The sequence below is a fragment of the Paenibacillus sp. FSL P4-0127 genome, assembly GCF_038007325.1.
Taxonomy (GTDB): Bacteria; Bacillota; Bacilli; order Paenibacillales; family Paenibacillaceae; genus Fontibacillus; species Fontibacillus macerans.
In genome coordinates, this window is the sequence record NZ_JBBOWY010000001.1 from 1,848,446 (window position 1) to 1,861,806 (window position 13,361).

Sequence of the window (13,361 nt, forward strand, 5' to 3'; positions counted from 1 at the left end):
TGAGCCGGTACAAACACAGGAAAAAACGTGCCATGAGAAAAACCATTTTGCGGTTGTTGCTCCTTGTAGTAGCCGTTGCGGTTATGGCGGGTTGCGTATTGATTGGCCGTGGTTACCAGATGTATCAGGCGGCGCTGACCCAGCAAAGTCTTGAAAGCAAAGTAGAGGAAATCCAGTCTGATTCGAGCTATACGGAGTTATCAGAACTTCCCAAAATATATCTGAATGCCGTTGTAGCCGTTGAGGATCACCGTTTTGAACAGCATTTTGGAATTGACCTGATTGCCATAGGTCGGGCTGCATGGAATAATCTGACCACCTGGAGCCTGCGGGAAGGCGGCAGCACAATTACGCAGCAGCTTGCCAAAAATATGTATTTTACGCAGGAAAAGAGCTTTATTCGTAAGGTTGCAGAAATGTTTGTGGCGTTCCAGTTGGAACACACCTACACGAAAGACGAAATCCTGGAGCTGTATGTCAATTCCATATATTTTGGGGATGGCTATTACGGCATTGGTGACGCCTGTAAAGGATATTTGAATAAAGCGCCCATTGAGATGACGAATTATGAGTGTACCCTTATGGCGGGCATTCCCAATGCCCCCTCTGTGTACTCCTTAACAGAAAACCCGGCCTTGGCGGAGCAACGGCAGAAATATGTGGTCAGACAAATGGTAAAATACGGCTATATCACCGAAGATCAGGCACAATCAATCTTCAAATAATTCAGCTATACAGGCAGCGGCCTTGATGGAACCATCAAGGCCGCTGTTTTTTAATTGCAATTCCTACAAAATTGTAGGGTCGCTGTCATAATGCAGTAGGGTTGACGTGCTACTCTTTCTATACCAAGACAGAAAGAGGTGTAATCTGATATGAATTTGTTAGAGGTCAAGAATATCTCTAAAACATACGGGACCGGCGAAGCTACGGTCCACGCTTTGAAACAGGCGACTTTCTCCGTCCCCAAGGGCGAGTTCGTTGCGATTGTCGGTGAGTCCGGCTCCGGTAAAAGTACGCTGCTGAACATGATCGGCGCGCTGGATACCCCCACTTCTGGAAAAGTGTTTATCGACGGCAAAGATATTTTCTCGATGAAGGAACGCAACCTGACGGTATTCCGGCGGCGGAACATCGGCTTCATCTTCCAGAGCTTCAACCTGATCCCGGAGCTGACGGTGGAGCAAAACATTATCTTCCCGGTGCTGCTGGACTATCAAAAGACTAACAAAAAGTATCTGGAAGAACTGCTGACGGTATTGGGCTTGAAAGAACGGCGCAACCATCTGCCCAGCCAGCTTTCCGGCGGCCAGCAGCAGCGTGTGGCGATTGGCCGTGCGCTGATTACCCGCCCGGCTCTGATCCTGGCTGATGAACCCACCGGCAACCTGGACACCCAGAATACCAGCGAAGTGATTGCCCTGCTGAAAGAAGCCTCCCGGCTGTATGAGCAGACCATCGTGATGATTACGCACAGCCAGAGCATCGCTCAGACCGCTGACCGTATCCTGCGGGTGTCGGATGGCGTGGTGACTGATTTTGGGAGGTGCCGGGAATGAGAAGTTATTTAAGCCTGATCCCAATTTCTGCAAGGGTACGGAAACGTCAAAATCGAATGATGATTCTTTGCATCATTATTTCTGTTCTGCTTGTAACTACAATCTTTAGTGCTGCGGATATGATTATCCGAGGTGAAACAGTTACTATGCAAGCTAAGCACGGCAACTGGCATATCCAGGTGAACAATATTTCAAATGAAATTGCTGAAGAAATCAGCAACCGTCCCGATGTCACCGCCGTTGGATGGTCAGCGGTATTCAATGAGGATGCCGACCAGCCCTATACCATAGGTGAACGAAAAGCAACACTATATGGCACGGATGAACACTATTTGGCGCAACTGGCCGATGGTATGGAGGAAGGCGTTTTCCCTCAGAGTGACCAAGAAGTGGTGCTCAGTTCAAATGCCAAACTCGCGCTGGAGGTGGAGTTGGGCGATTCTGTAACAGTTCAAACACCGGCGGGAAATGTGGATTTTATTATATCTGGCTTTGGTTCAGACGATCAGGAGTATTACGAAGGACAGACATATCTGGTTGCCGTTTATATGACAAAAGGTGCTTTTGTATCACTAATGAACGAAAATGGCGTTTCGGACTATGACCCTGCTTGCTATGTGCAGTTTCAAAACGCGGCCAAAGCTGCTGACGCTATTGCTGAAATTCAAGCACAGTACAATTTGCCAGAGGGCAGTATTCATGAAAATACAGCTATTATGGGCCTTGCCGGACAAAGCAGCAATGAATCCATGCGGAATGTTTACGGGTTAGCGGCCATCTTGTTTGTTATGGTTCTATTGGCCGGGGTGCTGATGATTTCCGGTAGCATGAACAGCCAGGTGGCTCAGCGGACAAAGTTCTTTGGCATGATGCGCTGCATCGGTACAAGCCGTAAACAAGTGATTCGGTTTGTAAGACTGGAGGCACTCAACTGGTGCAAAACAGCAATCCCGATTGGCCTTATTTTAGGTACAGTCATCACATGGGCCGTATGTGCATTGCTTCGCTACGGAATTGGCGGCGAATTTGCGGGTACTCCAGTCTTTTCGCTCAGCCCGATTGGATTGATTAGCGGTGCGGTGGTTGGCCTTGTGACCGTTTTGCTGGCGGCGCAGGCTCCCGCAAAACGTGCGTCAAAGGTTTCTCCAGTGGCAGCTGTTTCCGGAAACATCGAGTCAATTCCCACGACACACCACACCGCAAGACTGATTTTGGGAAAAGTCGAATGTACATTAGGCGTTCATCATGCAACTGCTTCTAAAAAAAATTGGTTCCTCATGACGGCCAGTTTTTCCCTGAGCATCATCCTGTTCCTTTGCTTCTCTGTGGGGCTTGATTTTGCTCATGAATTGGTGCCATCCCTGCGATCCTGGCAGCCGGATATTACTTTGAACGGGTATGCAAATGCCCTTCTGCTGGAGCCGGACCTGCTGAATGAGATTCAAGAAATCCCACATGTGGAAGGTGCCTATGGTGTCGCATATCTCGAAAATGTTCCTGCAACTTCATCCAGAGAAGGGATCGACCATGTTAGCCTTATGTCTTATACAGACTACTTGCTGGATAGCTCATCAGGTAGCGTAGTGGAAGGGGATTTGTCGGCCATCTACGGGAACAACAGACAGGTTATGACGATCAGCAACAAAGATAACCCTTTACAGGTTGGGGATACGATTCAGATTGACGGCAAGGAAGTTACCATTACCTGTGCTGTTTCTGATGGCGTATATTCCAGTGAATACAGTGTGATCTGTTCTCCTGAAACCTTTGAATGGCTAACAGGAGAAACAAATTACAGCTTGGTTGGCATACAACTGGACGCCGATGCAGACGATAAAACGATCCGGCAAATCAACAATCTGGTTAGCAATGATGTTATTTTTGATGATTTGCGGCAAGGCAATCAGGAAGATGCGGCGACTTACTTGGCTGCACAATTCATATTATATAGTTTCCTTGCAATTATCGCTATGATTACGCTGTTCAATATTATCAACAGCATTTCGATGAGTGTGACAGCCCGCATCAAACAATATGGCGCAATGCGAGCGGTTGGAATGGATGGCAGTCAGCTTGCGCGCATGATTACAGCAGAGTCTCTCACTTATGCCATTTCTGGCCTTGTAGTGGGTTGCGTAGCCGGATTGCTTTTGAGCCGATATTTGCACATCATGTTGCTTACGAAGTATTTTGGTACAGCCTGGAGCTTACCAGTACCACTGCTCTGTATTATTTTCCTGTTCGATTTTGCAGCAGCTTTCCTGGCAGCCTATGCGCCGTCTAAACGGATACGCGGAATGGCAATTACAGAAACCATCAACGAATTGTAATAAATACTAATCTGCCGCACGACGGCAAAAGAAAAAAAGCCGTCGTACAGCAGCCCTTTTGACACGCCCATATACCCAGCGGCGGCTTTGAGAAATCAAGGCCGCCGCTTTCTTTATGTCTGAAGGAAAGTGATACCAGGACCGGCGGCCCAAGGAGGGAGCCGCCATGAGAGCAGTAATATGTAGTTCATCAAAAAAAGCCTTGCTCATGCCCCGGCTCCCTATACTCCGCCACCGGCATTATCCTACCGGCTGACCGGCAGCTATAAAAGAAATGTGCTTGACGCCAGTTTCCCATTGCGGGAGACTGGCGTTTTTGTTTGTCGTTTTTTGTGGAATAGCCCCGAATTATGCCGGTGCCGTTCTCCGCCCCATTTCGGCTCACCCGTCAACTGGACCCGTGAACCGAAATGGAGGTACATAATGCAGAAGATCAATCTTCGGGAGCTGTATCCCGAAATTTATAAAACGGACACCTATCTGGAAGTAACCGATGAAGTGCAGGCGGTGTTTTTGGCCGACAAACGAGCGGAAGCACGCTACCTGCGGCAGATGTATAACTACAAAGCGCACTACTCCTTGGACTGTGATAACGGCATTGAGAAAGCTATTGTGCAGCACCCGCTTACCCCGGAAGAAATTCTGGAGGACAAGCAGCTCCGCAATCAGCTCTACGCTGCGGTGATGGAGCTGCCGGACAAACAGGCCAAGTGGATTTATGCCCGGTTCTACCTGGGAATGACCGTCAAGGAGATTGCCCAGGCGGAAGATATTGATCTCAGTTGGGTATATAAGAGCATCAAGCGCGGCTTAAAACATCTGGCCAAGAAAATGGAAAAAGTTTAATTTACATGGACAAAATATCGCCGTTTTCTTCACTACTATTAGAAGGACAATTCTTCCCCTTCATTGGTACATTGACAACCGAATAGACGGCATTTCTGGTACATAACCCATGTACGAGCGAATCAGGCGCGCCGCCAAGAAGGACAAGCCAAGGAGGTGATGAACCGGCTGTCCTGAGCGATCAACGCAAGCCTGAGACCCGGAGGCGGCACTTCGGGGCGCGGTGACTGCATGGGGGCCTAAAGATACTTCCTCACGGCCTCCTAAAGACTTGGGGGGAACCCTGCGGCGCACGAGTAAAACGACGCTGCAGAGTTATGACATCCGCGCCAGCGGAGACCAGGAATGTCCCTATCGTCAGGGGCGCGTGGCAAATGTGGCGAGTAAATCTTTCAAAGTCAGATACCATGCGCTGGCAGCTTCGGTTGCCAGCGCATTCATGTGATTTTGAAAGCCACAACCACATCCTTGACAGAAAGGGGGACTACCTATGGAAAAATTGATTTCGCGGAAAGAGGCTGCCAAATTACTGGGGATTAGCATTGCCACTTTGGATGCAGCTCGAAACAGTGGGCTAATTTCCTATGTTCAGTATGTGCAAAATGGTTGCGTGTACTTTACAGATGCTGGCCTTCAGGAGTATATCGCAAAATGCACCCATCGTGCAAAGCCGGTGGAAAAAAGCACTACATACCGTAAGCCGCGAAGCGCCAGAGCTTGAGCTATTCCGTATCCTTGCTGGAACCCAAAATGTCTGATAAAACAAAGTTACAGCGCTGGACATTATTCTTAGGAGGTGACGGAATTGGCAAAAAGAAAAAGGGCAATTCCTCAATATGGTACGGTCGTGCTTAACGGCATTGAATATTATAGAACCAGAGTCGAAGATTCGGATGGAAACAGAGTTGCGCTTTATGCAAAGACGCCGGAAAAACTCTATGACAAGGAGCTGGAGGCGTTAGAGCAGATTGACAGCACTACATTCCGCCGGAGATCGCCTACGGTTGCTGAATACTGTGAAAAATGGCTGCTGATGCAGTCTGTCCATGTTCGGGCTACCACCTTGACAGATTATACCTCCAAGGTGCGGCGGCATATTATCAGCGGGCTGGGAGAGAAGCGGATGGCTGATGTATCTCTGGATGACATTCAGCTTGCCCTTGTACCTGTTTCCAAGAAGTCTGCTTCGGTCTATAAATCTGTGGTGATCCTCTGCAAGTCCATTTTCCGGGCAGCCAAAGAAAGCCATGTGATTGACGAGGACCCGACCATCTATCTGGATGCAAAGGGCGGAGGAGTTCCCCAGGAAGAAAGACAAGCGTTGACGGATGAACAGGTCGAGCAACTTTTGAATACGATCCGGGACTTGCCGCCCTATGTATTCGTGATGATTGGTTTATATGCCGGTCTGCGGCGGGAGGAAATTCTGGCGCTGCAATGGGATTCCGTGTATCTGGATGCGGAGGCTCCGTATTTGACGGTACGACGGGCATGGCATACAGAGCATAACAGGCCGGTCATTCTTACCGAGCTAAAGACCAAAGCTGCACAGAGAAACATTCCTCTCCCGGTTTGTCTGGTAGAGTGTCTGAAAGAGGCAAAGAAAAAATCCACTTCGGATTATGTGGTTGCCAATGGGGACGGCGATCCGCTGTCCTACACGCAGTTTAAGCGACTGTGGCAGTATATTGTGACGAGGACTGCAAAGCCGAGAATGGCCAGAAAACTTGTTGACGGGAAGTATGTAAAATATATGCTTTACCCGAAACTCGGAGAAAAAGCCAGGAATAACGGCCATGTGGTATATAGCCTGGATTTTGAAGTGACACCGCACCAGCTGCGGCACACATACATCACAAACTTAATCCATGCTTCAGTGGACCCCAAAACAGTTCAATATTTGGCGGGCCATGAAAGCAGCAAAATCACAATGGATATTTACGCAAAGGTCAAATACAACAGACCCGATGATCTTGTCAAAACGATGGGCTGTGCCTTTGACTTATGGGACGCTGTGTAAGTCCCGAATAATTCAGAAAATGAAGCAAGAGCGAGACAAGGATGTCTCGCTCTTAGTTTTTCCTTGGCCGTATCTTTGATTCAATTTGAAATCTCTGATAAAAAGGAGGTGTAGATACATCACCACGCGAGAAAGGAAATTCATTATGGCAAAGAAGAAAAAACATACCTCAATATGGAACAGTCACACGAAAGGGTGTCCTGTATTACAGAACCCGGATTCTGGACGCAGACGGTAAGCAGGTGAGCTTGTATGGGACTACCTGTGAGGAACTGTACGATAAGGAGCAGGAAGCGAGACGCCAGGTAGCGGAGATCATCTTCCATCGGGAGCATCCTACTGTGGCCGAGTATTGTGAGAAGTGGCTGTTGATGCAATCCGCAAAAGTGTCACCGGCTACACTGAAGGGCTATGCCTCCAATATGAAGAACTACATCATCAAGCCTTTGGGAGATATGTATATGGAGGAAGTAACAGCGGATGATATTCGTCTGGCGCTGATCCCATTGTCCAATAAGTCCGAGAGCCTGCACAATACGGTGAATATGCTCCTCAAGTGCATTTTTTACTCGGCAGAGCGGAGCCAGTTGCTGGAATACAATCCGTGTGAGGGAATTTCGGCAAAGGGTGGGAAACCGACCCAAAAGAAAGATTCGCTGACAGACCAGCAGGTGGAAGTGCTGCTGGAAACCGTTAAAGGACTTCCGCCGTATCTGTTTACCATGATCGGTTTATATGCCGGTCTGCGCCGGGAAGAAGCTCTCGCCTTGCAATGGGATTGTGTGTTCCTTGATGCACCCACTCCATATATCTCTGTGCGGCGCGCATGGCGAGCAGAGCATAACAGACCAGTTATCTCTACAACGCTTAAGACGAAAGCGGCCAGAAGGGATATTCCCATTCCCAAATGCCTTGTGAATTGTCTGCGGGAAGCCAAGGCTGCCTCCAAATCGGAATATGTGATTGCCGATAGTGAGGGACAGCCCTTGTCATATTCGCAGTTCAAACGTGTCTGGCAGTACATCGTTGTTCGGTCTACCAAGGAGCGTACCTATTATAAGTATGTGAACGGACAGAGCATCAAGTACACTGTTCAGCCAAGCCTGGGAGGACATCAGAAAAACAATCCCAACATTGTGTATAGCCTGGACTTCGATGTGACACCGCACCTGCTGCGGCATACCTACATCACCAATCTTCTGTATGCAGGTGTTGACCCCAAGACGGTCCAGTACCTTGCCGGACATGAGAACAGCAAGACAACTATGGACATCTATGCAAGAGTAAAGTATAATAAACCAGAACAGCTATTCGATGTAGTAAATGCTGCATTTCATCAAGCTGTCCCCTCATAAAAGTGGCCTATTCTTTGGGTTAAGGAATAGGACAACCGAGGGGCCGAGGTTCAAAAAAGCCCGGAATATCAAGGAAAATCAGCGCTCAGACGATTGAAATACGGTCTCAAAGCCGCTCGTCGCGCGCCTCAGTTCTCGAAACGTTAATATTTGCAAATACAGCCCTTCTCCGATCCCGGAGGAGGGCTTTTTGCCTTTTCGTACATACACATAAAAGATGTCCCAATTCATATATATCATTGTAGCAATTTACACACTGGCCTAGTCTTTCCAAGTTGGAAAGCTGGGCTTTTTTCCAAAATGAAATTTTTGGGTTGACTTCTCATGTTTATGTTTTATACTTAAAAATATAATTCTAATCTGATTAGTCGGTTTTATTCCATTCTTAGACAAACCTGAACGGGAGGTCGGAATCATTGAATTTATTGGAAAAAGAACAGCTGATTCACACGAAGGCGGAGGAATTTGAAAACTCTACCCCGCAGGAAGTTATTGCCTGGGCGGTCGAGGCGTTTCCAAACATCACTTTCGCCTGCAGCTTCGGCGCGGAAGATGTCGTAATTGTAGACATGCTGCAGAAGATCAGTCCATCCACCGATATTTTTTATTTGGACACCGATTTTCACTTTAAAGAGACCTATGAGACGCGCGATGCGATTGCGGCCCAATATAATCTGGAGTTTGTACGTGTATCCCCGAAGCTTACGCCGGGGGAGCAGGCGGAGAAGTACGGGGATGAATTGTGGAAATCCGATCCGAACGCCTGCTGCAATCTCCGCAAGGTGGAGCCGCTGACCCGCGTGCTTGGCGGCTACGAGGCTTGGATTACGGGAATTCGCCGCGACCAGGCGCCGACCCGGGCCAATGCCAAGAAGGTCGAATACGACGCAAAATTCGGGCTGGTCAAATTTAATCCGCTGGCAGCCTGGACATCGGACGACGTATGGAACTACATCCGCGAGAACAAGCTCATTTACAACCCCCTGCACGATCGCAATTACCCGAGCATCGGCTGTAAGCACTGCACGCGGCCGGTTATGCCTGGCGAAGATCCGCGGGCAGGGCGTTGGTCCGGCACGGAAAAGACGGAATGCGGCTTGCACAAGTAAGACGCGGGTTGCGAAAGCTACAACCGAAATGGAAATTGGGGGAGATCTAATGACGGCGATATTACCGCATGGCGGCAGCCTGGTGAACAAACTCGTAACCGGCGAGGAGCGTAATGAATTATTGGCGTTGGCGCGGGAACTTCAGTCGATTCCTATCAATGCCTGGACGATATCCGATTTGGACCTGATTGGGGTCGGCGCTTTTTCCCCGTTAACCGGGTTTATGAACGAAGCGGATTACCGTTCCGTGGTACAGCGGATGCGTCTGGCCGACGGTACCGTATGGAGCATCCCGATTACCCTGTCCGTCAGCAAGGAGCAGGCGAAGCTGCTGGCCGTAGGGGAAAAGGTCGCGTTGACCGGAGAACAGGACGGCGTTATTTACGGGCTGCTTGAAATTGGAAGCATTTATGAAGTCGACCATGGGGAGGAAGCCAAAAACGTCTTCAAAACCGACGATATCGAGCACCCTGGCGTAAGAAAGCTGTTTGAACGTTCGCCGTATTATGTCGGCGGTTCGGTACAGGTGCTGAATCGGCCGCAGCCGGCCCGCTTCCGGGAGTTTTACTTCGATCCGGCGGACACGCGCCGTATATTCGCCGAGAAGGGCTGGAAGACGGTCGTGGGCTTTCAGACCCGCAACCCGGTGCACCGGGCCCATGAATATATCCAAAAGAGCGCGCTGGAGATCGTGGACGGCCTGTTTTTGAACCCCCTGGTCGGCGAGACCAAGTCCGACGATGTTCCGGCGGACGTGCGGATGAAGAGCTATTTGACGCTGCTCGAAAATTATTACCCTAAAGACCGCACGTTCTTGGGCGTATTCCCTGCGGCGATGCGTTACGCCGGCCCGCGTGAAGCGATTTTCCATGCGATGGTGCGGAAAAACTACGGCTGCACGCATTTCATCGTCGGGCGCGATCATGCCGGGGTCGGCGATTACTACGGAACGTATGAGGCGCAGGAGATTTTTACGAACTTTACCGCCGAGGAGCTTGGCATTTCGCCGCTCTTTTTCGAGCACAGCTTCTTTTGCACGAAATGCGGCAACATGGCTTCCAGCAAAACCTGCCCGCATCCGAAAGAGGATCATCTGACTTTATCCGGCACTAAAGTGCGGGGACTGCTCCGCGAGGGGATCTGCCCGCCGCCGGAGTTTACCCGCCCCGAGGTGGCCCAGGTGCTGATTGAAGGCATGAAATCGCAAGTAACAAGTTAACGGCCAGTCATATTTGTCCACCTTGTCCCATATCATGGTTAATGTCATGAGGGAGAAAGGTGGCTTTTTTATGGGCGGAAAAGATAAGGTAACGTTATGGATAACCTTGAACCATATCAAAAAAGCGCTGATCGGTGCAGTCCTTATTGCCCTGCTCATCGGCATAGCGATGTATCAAGCTCCTGCGCAAAAGGTGTGGAAATACTGGAGCCTTCCGCTTGCGGGGCGGATTATTGCGCTTGATGCGGGGCACGGCGGTCCGGACGGGGGCGCGGTCAGCCGGCAGGGGCTGATCGAAAAGGACATCAATCTGGCCGTATCGCTGTATTTGCGCGATTATTTGCAGCAGGCCGGGGCGGTCGTCGTCATGACGCGGGAAGTGGATAAGGATCTCGCGAGTGAAGGAACGCAAGGGTACAGCAAACGCAAAACGGAGGATTTGAAGCGCAGGGTCCGTTTTGTTGAGGAGAAGCAGGCTGATCTGCTGGTGAGCATTCATATGAACAGCATTCCGTCGCCGCGCTGGCGCGGGGCCCAGTCGTTTTACTACCCCAATCATGCGGATAGCGCCAATTTGGCGGCGCTTGTTCAGGAAGAGCTGAAACGCAACCTGGAAAATACGGACCGGGTCGCCAAGCCGTCGGATAAAACCGTTTATTTGCTGGAGGCGGTGCAGGTACCTTCGGTGCTCGTGGAGGTCGGCTTTCTGTCCAATCCCGATGAAGCCTCGCTGCTCGGCAGCGAAGCCTACCAGCGTAGAGTCGCCGCTTCGATTTATCAAGGGATACTGCGCTATTACTCCGGCGAAAAAATCAAAAGCCCAGCAGACGGCGTCAGGTAATGCTATAATAAACATCATGATGAACCAGCCAATTATCTGATGAAGTCGAGGTGCTTTCATTGTTAACGAAGGATGAACTTCAGGCTGCCTTGCGTCCCGTTGCCGAACCGACGACAAAGCGAAGCCTGGTGGAGATGCAATGGATTCGCGATATGATGATCAAAGAGGACCGGGTGGCTTTAACCGTAGTTTGCATGGACAAGGACAGCGGGGAACTGGCGCAAGTAGAGCGGGAAATCCGCTATCGTTTGGCCGAGGCGGGCGTGCCTGACGTACATATTCGATTCCGTGAAGCGTCGGAGCGGGAGCGGGAAGAAGCCGGCGGCTTCGGCGGCGGCGCATCCGGGCAGGCGGAAGGCGGCAGGGAACTGAAGGGTCACGGCGCCGGATTGGAGAGCCTGCCGATTCTCGATCCTGCGTCCGGCGTGCATTTTATTGCCGTGGCCAGCGGGAAGGGCGGAGTCGGCAAGTCGACCGTTACGGTAAATGTGGCGGCCGCGCTGGCCCGCCAAGGCAAGCGGGTCGGATTGATCGACGCGGATATTTACGGGTTCAGCGTGCCCGATATGATGGGCATTGAGGAGGCGCCCGGCGTGGAAGACGGGGCGATCATTCCGGTGGAGCGGTTTGGCGTAAAAGTCATGTCGATGGGCTTTTTTATTCAGGACAACAATCCCGTCATTTGGCGGGGACCGATGCTCGGCAAGATGCTGCGCCAATTTTTTAACGATGTTCATTGGGGCGAACTGGATTATCTGCTCCTTGATTTTCCGCCGGGAACGGGCGATATTGCGCTCGATGTGCACCAAATGATCCCGCAGAGCCGGGAGATCATCGTAACGACGCCGCATGCCACGGCGGCCTTCGTGGCGGCCAGAGCGGGGGCGATGGCGTTAAGAAGCGAACACGAGGTGCTGGGCGTCGTCGAGAACATGGCGTATTATGAATGCTCGAAATGCGGGGAAAAGGAATATATCTTCGGCAAAGGCGGCGGCGCCCGGTTGGCGGAATCGCTCCATACCGAGCTGCTCGCGCAAATTCCGCTGGGCGCGCCGGACAATCATCCGGCGGAGCCCGACTTCTCGCCTTCGGTATATAAAGCGGATACGCCGACCGGTAAACTGTATGATGAGCTGGCCGTAAAGATCGCCGGCAAATGCGAAAAAGACTGACCTCCGGCCAGTCTTTTTTCGTATTCGCGCGGGGTTTAAGACGAACCTCCGCCAGCGCCGCCGCCTTCGTTGCTCTGTCCGCCTTCGCCGCCGCCTTCTTGGCCGCCGCCTTGGCCTTCGCCTTGTTTTTTCGGCGCTTTTTCAACCTTCGGCTGCAGTTCTTCCTGAACGACCGTTTTCAGCAGTTCCCGCACTTCCATGCGGAACAGCGGGCTTTGCATCGATTCCTGCATGATGGTCATCGCTTGCTTGCGGTAATCCGGGGTTTTCGTCAAATCCAAAAACATCTTCATGACTTCCGGCGATTTCATCATGTCGGTCATCGATTTTTGGTACGTCGGATCTTTGATTAACTGCATATGGAGCTCTTTGTTCTGCGAACTGATGGCTTTGGCAAAATCCCCGGCAAATTGAGGATCGGTCATGATTTTCTCGATTTCCTTTTTATATTCCGGAGAAGTAATGGTTTCTTTAACGGCCATCCTCACTTCATTCGAGGTTTGCGACGGAAGGAGCATTTTCACGCCTAAGGTTCCGCCGCCGCTTCCTCCGCCGCTTCCGGAGCCGCTTCCTCCGCCCGAACCGGATCCTGAACCCGATTCGGAATCGGAGCCCGAGCTTCCGCCAGCGCCGCCGCTGCTTGGGGAGCTCAACGCTTCGTAGATCGCTTTTTTGCCTTCATCCGTTTTCAGGATATCGATCACCATCGATTTCGTTTCTTTATACCCTCCACCCTGGGAAGAAGAGGAGGAGCTTTGTTCAGAACCGCAGGCCGCCAGCGGAAGAGCAAATGTACATAAAAAGCATAAAAACCAACGGGTACCCCGCAATTTCATGGTTCCCTTCCTCCTTATCATCATTACTGCTGATTTTAGTATGCGGCGACAAAACGGAATTATCCCAATGAAAA

Annotated in this window: 12 protein-coding genes; 11 read left to right on the forward strand and 1 reads right to left on the reverse strand. The window is 50.7% G+C overall.

Annotated elements, in window-relative coordinates:
* The first annotated feature begins 32 nt into the window (after positions 1 to 32).
* From NYE74_RS08135 to NYE74_RS08185, 11 genes are all read left to right on the forward strand, one after another.
* A complete protein-coding gene (locus tag NYE74_RS08135) occupies positions 33 to 725 on the forward strand; it encodes a transglycosylase domain-containing protein (RefSeq protein WP_341004733.1) in 693 nt (230 codons plus the stop codon).
* Between the two features lie 150 nt (positions 726 to 875).
* Positions 876 to 1,559, forward strand: coding sequence for an ABC transporter ATP-binding protein (locus NYE74_RS08140; RefSeq protein ID WP_341004732.1), 684 nt, complete (start codon positions 876 to 878; stop codon positions 1,557 to 1,559).
* Positions 1,556 to 3,889, forward strand: a complete 2,334-nt coding sequence (locus tag NYE74_RS08145; protein ID WP_341004735.1) for an FtsX-like permease family protein — start codon at positions 1,556 to 1,558, stop codon at positions 3,887 to 3,889. The genes NYE74_RS08140 and NYE74_RS08145 overlap by 4 nt, the downstream gene beginning before the upstream one ends.
* 423 nt (positions 3,890 to 4,312) lie before the next feature.
* Positions 4,313 to 4,735 carry an RNA polymerase sigma factor gene (locus tag NYE74_RS08150; protein WP_316561569.1) on the forward strand — a complete coding sequence of 141 codons (423 nt, stop codon included), beginning with the start codon at positions 4,313 to 4,315 and terminating at the stop codon, positions 4,733 to 4,735.
* A 490-nt stretch (positions 4,736 to 5,225) separates the two neighbouring features.
* Complete coding sequence (locus NYE74_RS08155) at positions 5,226 to 5,456, forward strand: DNA-binding protein (RefSeq protein ID WP_316561570.1); 231 nt, start codon at positions 5,226 to 5,228, stop codon at positions 5,454 to 5,456.
* 84 nt (positions 5,457 to 5,540) lie between these two features.
* The gene (locus tag NYE74_RS08160; RefSeq protein ID WP_341004737.1) at positions 5,541 to 6,755 is read left to right on the forward strand and encodes a tyrosine-type recombinase/integrase; all 1,215 of its coding nucleotides are present in this window, start codon (positions 5,541 to 5,543) and stop codon (positions 6,753 to 6,755) included.
* Positions 6,756 to 7,096: 341 nt separating this feature from the next.
* Positions 7,097 to 8,110, forward strand: coding sequence for a tyrosine-type recombinase/integrase (locus NYE74_RS08165; protein WP_445323395.1), 1,014 nt, complete (start codon positions 7,097 to 7,099; stop codon positions 8,108 to 8,110).
* Positions 8,111 to 8,526: 416 nt separating this feature from the next.
* Positions 8,527 to 9,219 (forward strand): phosphoadenylyl-sulfate reductase, encoded by a 693-nt coding sequence (locus NYE74_RS08170; RefSeq protein ID WP_124333535.1) that lies wholly within the window; start codon positions 8,527 to 8,529, stop codon positions 9,217 to 9,219.
* Positions 9,220 to 9,268: 49 nt separating this feature from the next.
* Positions 9,269 to 10,438, forward strand: a complete 1,170-nt coding sequence (sat, locus tag NYE74_RS08175; RefSeq protein ID WP_124333536.1) for a sulfate adenylyltransferase — start codon at positions 9,269 to 9,271, stop codon at positions 10,436 to 10,438.
* Positions 10,439 to 10,508: 70 nt separating this feature from the next.
* Positions 10,509 to 11,279, forward strand: coding sequence for an N-acetylmuramoyl-L-alanine amidase CwlD (gene cwlD / locus NYE74_RS08180; protein WP_036619562.1), 771 nt, complete (start codon positions 10,509 to 10,511; stop codon positions 11,277 to 11,279).
* 59 nt (positions 11,280 to 11,338) lie between these two features.
* A complete protein-coding gene (locus tag NYE74_RS08185) occupies positions 11,339 to 12,451 on the forward strand; it encodes an Mrp/NBP35 family ATP-binding protein (protein WP_341004738.1) in 1,113 nt (370 codons plus the stop codon).
* A 35-nt stretch (positions 12,452 to 12,486) separates the two neighbouring features.
* Here NYE74_RS08185 and gerD read toward each other — a convergent pair whose 3' ends face one another.
* Positions 12,487 to 13,287 (reverse strand): spore germination lipoprotein GerD, encoded by an 801-nt coding sequence (gene gerD / locus NYE74_RS08190; RefSeq protein WP_124333537.1) that lies wholly within the window; start codon positions 13,285 to 13,287, stop codon positions 12,487 to 12,489.
* Positions 13,288 to 13,361: the final 74 nt, after the last annotated feature.

Excerpts from the sequence above, each read along its gene's own strand:
- NYE74_RS08135 (WP_341004733.1), top strand. The coding sequence starts at position 33 with ATGAGAAAAACCATTTTGCGGTTGTTGCTCCTTGTAGTAGCCGTTGCG.
- NYE74_RS08140 (WP_341004732.1), top strand. The coding sequence starts at position 876 with ATGAATTTGTTAGAGGTCAAGAATATCTCTAAAACATACGGGACCGGC.
- NYE74_RS08145 (WP_341004735.1), top strand. The coding sequence starts at position 1,556 with ATGAGAAGTTATTTAAGCCTGATCCCAATTTCTGCAAGGGTACGGAAA.
- NYE74_RS08150 (WP_316561569.1), top strand. The coding sequence starts at position 4,313 with ATGCAGAAGATCAATCTTCGGGAGCTGTATCCCGAAATTTATAAAACG.
- NYE74_RS08155 (WP_316561570.1), top strand. The coding sequence starts at position 5,226 with ATGGAAAAATTGATTTCGCGGAAAGAGGCTGCCAAATTACTGGGGATT.
- sat (WP_124333536.1), top strand. The coding sequence starts at position 9,269 with ATGACGGCGATATTACCGCATGGCGGCAGCCTGGTGAACAAACTCGTA.
- cwlD (WP_036619562.1), top strand. The coding sequence starts at position 10,509 with ATGGGCGGAAAAGATAAGGTAACGTTATGGATAACCTTGAACCATATC.
- gerD (WP_124333537.1), bottom strand. The coding sequence starts at position 13,287 with ATGAAATTGCGGGGTACCCGTTGGTTTTTATGCTTTTTATGTACATTT.